3 protein-coding genes are annotated in these 3,762 nt (G+C 36.1%); all 3 read left to right on the top strand.

What is annotated here, in order from left to right:
- The coding region (locus AC1M84_RS14190) for a DUF2345 domain-containing protein (RefSeq protein ID WP_481595223.1) at positions 1-1,049 on the top strand (1,049 nt) is incomplete at its 5' end.
- A gap of 1 nt (position 1,050) precedes the next feature.
- Positions 1,051-2,601, top strand: a complete 1,551-nt coding sequence (locus AC1M84_RS14185) for a hypothetical protein (RefSeq protein WP_481595222.1) — start codon at positions 1,051-1,053, stop codon at positions 2,599-2,601.
- Positions 2,598-3,059, top strand: coding sequence for a hypothetical protein (locus AC1M84_RS14180; RefSeq protein WP_481595221.1), 462 nt, complete (start codon positions 2,598-2,600; stop codon positions 3,057-3,059). The genes AC1M84_RS14185 and AC1M84_RS14180 overlap by 4 nt, the downstream gene beginning before the upstream one ends.
- Positions 3,060-3,762: the final 703 nt, after the last annotated feature.

Genomic DNA, 3,762 nt, shown 5'->3' with positions numbered 1-3,762 from the left:
ATGACACCACAGGACAAATCTCCACCCAACTGCAAAACACCCACGGGGCGAGCCAACTTAACCTAGGGAATCTCAGTCATCCCAAAGCAACCGCAGAAAGTGAAGGACGTGGTGAAGGTTTCGAACTCAGAACCGACCAATGGGGTGCAGTACGGGCGGGCGAAGGCATACTCATCTCCACCTATAAACAAGAACAAGCCAAAGCAAACCATTTAGATGCAAGCGAAGCCAAACAACAACTCGAAAGTAGCTTAAACAACGCCAAAGCTTTGAGTGAAGTGGCAAAAAATCAACAAACTGATCCACTGAGCTTACTCGAAAACTTACAGGGCTACCTCAAGAACTTAGAGAGTGAAGACCAAAGCAAAGCTGCGGCTTTTAAACAAGCGATCATGCTCTTGGCTTCACCAAGTTCAATTGCCGTAGAAAGTAACGAAGACATCCACCTCAGTGCAGATGGACAGATCAACCAAATTGCACAAGGAAGCATAAACACCAGCACCCAAGACAGTATCATCGGACATGCCAGCAAAAAGATCAGCTTATTTGCAGCGCAAGAAGGAGCACGACTGTATGCAGGCAAAGGCAAGATCGAGATTCAAGCTCAAGGGGATGGTGCTGATCTGATTGCAAGAAAGGGTGTGCAGATTATTTCGACGGAAGATGCGGTTTATATTACCAGTCCAACCGAAATTAATCTGACCGCCGGTGGTTCACAAATCAAGATTAATGGCTCGGGGATTTTTCCGACCACAGGCGGAAAATTCGAGGTAAAGGCGGGGCAGCATTTGTTTAAGAGTGGTGAAAATGTTCATGCAACCATTCCTTTAATGCCTAAATTGGGGTTACACAAAATACAATTTGAATTGCGAGATACTGAAACACAAGCGTTGTTGCCTTTCACTTCTTACATGTTAATGAATGATCAAGGGCATGTAAGCTATGGAAAAACAGATGCGAATAGTTTAACTCAGGCATTTGTCACTGATAAGCAAGAGAATTACTACCTACACGCAATTAATGACAAAATTAAGAAATTGGATAACTAAGATGGCAAAGTATCCTCAACCGAAGATTGCACAAGCAATATTAAAAAATGTACCAAAACATATCGCTTTACCACGTTTGAAATATGTAATTACTGCAAAAACATCTGAAGCTAAATCTACCTATGTATCTAAACTGACACCTTTTAATAAGTTTATGAAAACCCATAAAATTGAGGTGAATTATGATACTGCAGTAGTTCAAGTTGATATTTTCTTAGACGATAAATGGTATCAAGGCGCAATCCTTCCACATTTAACACAATCTGAAAGCGGAAAGTTTACAGAGATCAAGTTTAAATACCATCAAGCGCAAAGTTCCCCGATAGAAGAAAATAAAATCCAAAAAGTTTATATAAAAGAAGGTATGGAAGTTGGTTGGTTGTTGATTCGAGAAGATGAGACTGTCGATGCATTGTTAAAACGTATCTATGCATACCCTCCTACAGCAAAAGAATTTTCTATTTTTAAAAATAATAATGCCCATTTGCCAGAGTTATCAACCAATGGACCAATGACTGTGCTTAAGCCATGTCAGGTGGTCATTTTATCAAATAAATATGGTAATGATCCTAAGCTGAGTGAATATAAGCGGTTAGCGAGCAGCGTCGAAGAAAAATTGAAGCTATTGAGAAAGTCCTCAAATTTTGATGCGGCATTTTTTGCTGCAAATTATGAACTTTTGTACGATTATTGGTCACATGCTACTGAAATGGCATTAGCCAATGTAAGTGACCAAAAGAAAGTCGTTACAGTTGATGAGTTTAGGAAGGAATACTGTCAAGGTGATGATGATCTATTAGATCAAGTTGAAGAAAGAACGGGGCAAATTGTAGATAGCGCTGAACAAAAAAGCGAGCGAGATAGAAAGCTTAAAAAGAATGAGCTTCTAGTCATGAAAGAAACATCACTAGAAAAAGTGATAAAAAGCAATGATGCGATTATGGCTGTTTATCAAAGTGAACAGCTAATGAAATCTAAATATGCGAACCCAAAGCATTTTTCAGATTTTAAGAAAAAATATGCCTCACTTTATAGCCAGTTGGGTACAGCACTGAAAGATATGCATATTGTCGAACCCCAAACTCAAATCCCTTTAATGAGAAAGTATATGAAAACGGACTCTCTTATACGCTCAGATGCCGTAAGAGGTGGTTTGAAGCATTACGATAAAATGATCGTAGATTTGGGGAAAATCAGTATCGGTTTAAGAATGGGTAAGCAATTGGTGGTTGGTCTAGGTGCTGCTATATTTTTTAAAAATACAGTGGATGCCTATAACACGGGTGATATGGAGCTTACAAAGAAAGTGGCTATGATTGAAGGCAGTAAGATTGCAGGAGGCGTTGTTGGCGGATGGGGTGGAAAAATAGTTGGTGGTGGTTTTGTTTATGTTATAGGAATGGCTGCTGGTGCAGTAGGCTATACAATGACTTTACCTGTTTCCTTGACAATAACTGCCGTTGTAGTGGGGACGGGTATTATTGTTGGGGGTAAATATGGGAGTGAATATATGGAAGATTTATCTAAAAATATTACTGGTATATGTAAATGAATGATCAGCAACTTATTTATGAAGCTTGGATTGCTTATGGCTCAATGGGGTTAGGTCTTTTGCTGATGTTAGTTATATATATATATAACTACATGTTTATAAAGAAAAATAGTAAAGAGCTTTCTGAGAGAATCTATGGTATCGAAGAATACTTAGATGAGGTGGGAGTTTCTTTTGAAAAGGTAATGCAACTAAATTTTATATTTTCCTTGATGTGGTTCTCATATTTTGTACAGCATAGATATTTTAAACAGAAGATGTCATATTTCGCCAAACGTGGAGAAAAGAGTCCAAGCTTGTATCCAAACCTTTATCAGGATAATGTCATTTATTTATGTGAAAAGTTTGGAAAACAGATTATCAGAAATGAAGTTTTGTCTCTTGTCTCTCTTGTATTTATAACATCAATGTTTACATCGAAATATATAGCAAAATTTATTGTTTATTTAGGTTTTTAATATCTTAAATAAGTTGTTTACACATATCAGCACCTCTTTATTTCAAGATTTCTGCTGTTGAAAGTGGTAGTAGGTATCTTTTCGGTGGTAAATATAGTGCAGATTTTGCTGAGGATGAACTCAAAAAAAGGACAGGGGTATGCTAATGGAAAGTCAATTAGTTGATTTTTATGGTAGCATTTTAATTAGCTTACTTGTTATTGGCTTAATGCCACTTTTATATACATATATATATAACCTGTTATTTATAAAAAAAATAGTAAAGAACTTTCTGAAAAAATATATGGCATTGAAGAGTATTTAGATGAGGTGGGAATCTCTTTTGAAAAGGTACTACAACTTAATTTTATATTCTCTATGATGTGGTTTTCATATTTTATAACATACAGACGTTATGAAAAGATGCCGTATTTTGCAAAACGTGGAGAAAAGAGTCCTAGCTTGTATCCAAATCTGTATCAGGATAATGTTATTTATTTATGTGAAAAATTTAAAAAACAAATTATTATAATTGAGATATTATCTTTGTTTGTTTTTATTTTTGGAATCGCATTTTTTTTCTATGAGTCTATTGCTGATTTTCTAATATATTTAGGTTTTTAATATATTTTAAATGGCTTTGTTGCATAAAGATTTTAAAGATAGAGCTTTCCTAAGTTGTTTAAATTTAAGTGACAACTTGGGTGTGAGGTCGGTCGAGCTC

The sequence above is a fragment of the Acinetobacter sp. 24-47-66 genome, from assembly GCF_056779755.1.
Note: the sequence above shows the minus strand (reverse complement) of the source record. Positions and strands in the feature narration are given on the sequence as shown.

What these genes read in the sequence shown, in the direction of transcription:
- AC1M84_RS14185 (WP_481595222.1), top strand. Translation starts at nt 1,051, where the DNA reads ATGGCAAAGTATCCTCAACCGAAGATTGCACAAGCAATATTAAAAAAT.
- AC1M84_RS14180 (WP_481595221.1), top strand. Translation starts at nt 2,598, where the DNA reads ATGAATGATCAGCAACTTATTTATGAAGCTTGGATTGCTTATGGCTCA.